Raw genomic sequence first — 750 nt, 5'->3', positions numbered from 1 at the left:
GTGGGGACTCTAAACAGACTGCCTGTGCAAACAGAGAGGAAGGAGGGGACGACGTCAAGTCATCATGGCCCTTACGTCCGGGGCTACACACGTGCTACAATGGACGGTACAGAGGGCAGCTAGCCGGCAACGGTATGCGAATCTCACAAAGCCGTTCACAGTTCGGATTGGGGTCTGCAACTCGACCCCATGAAGTTGGATTCGCTAGTAATCGCGTATCAGCAATGACGCGGTGAATACGTTCCCGGGCCTTGTACACACCGCCCGTCAAGCCATGGAAGTTGGGGGTACCTAAAGTATGTAACCGCAAGGAGCGTCCTAGGGTAAAACCGATAACTGGGGCTAAGTCGTAACAAGGTAGCCGTACCGGAAGGTGCGGCTGGAATACCTCCTTTCTGGAGCAGCACCGTCTACCCGCTTCGCAACATGATACTCTTATATTAAAGAAACAAAAAAGAAACACCCAGAGGAAAACGGTGTGCGTCCTGAACAGGCATGCATAACGGCACCAAGCTGAGGTAGCAACGGAAGCGGTAGCGGTAATATACTAACCGCGGACGCCGGCGACCGCAAGCGAGAAGTCCCGTAGCTCAGCCTGGTTAGAGCACTACACTGATAATGTAGGGGTCTCCAGTTCAAATCTGGACGGGACTACCAATTATGAACATCCTTTTGGGGGATTAGCTCAGCTGGCTAGAGCGCCTGCCTTGCACGCAGGAGGTCAACGGTTCGACTCCGTTATTCTCCACA

General features: G+C 53.5%; 2 tRNA genes and 1 rRNA gene. All 3 read left to right on the top strand.

Annotated elements, in window-relative coordinates:
* Positions 1 to 395 (top strand): 16S ribosomal RNA (locus tag DHW03_RS19135); the annotation flags it as partial.
* A 184-nt stretch (positions 396 to 579) separates the two neighbouring features.
* Positions 580 to 657: transfer RNA gene (locus tag DHW03_RS19130), tRNA-Ile, on the top strand.
* A gap of 17 nt (positions 658 to 674) precedes the next feature.
* Positions 675 to 748, top strand: a tRNA-Ala gene (locus DHW03_RS19125).
* The last annotated feature ends 2 nt before the right edge of the window (positions 749 to 750 follow it).

Source organism: Pedobacter yonginensis, from assembly GCF_003173595.1.
Lineage (GTDB): Bacteria > Bacteroidota > Bacteroidia > Sphingobacteriales > Sphingobacteriaceae > Pedobacter > Pedobacter yonginense.
The sequence above is the reverse complement of the archived record's forward strand: the minus strand, read 5'-3'. Positions and strand labels throughout refer to the sequence as shown.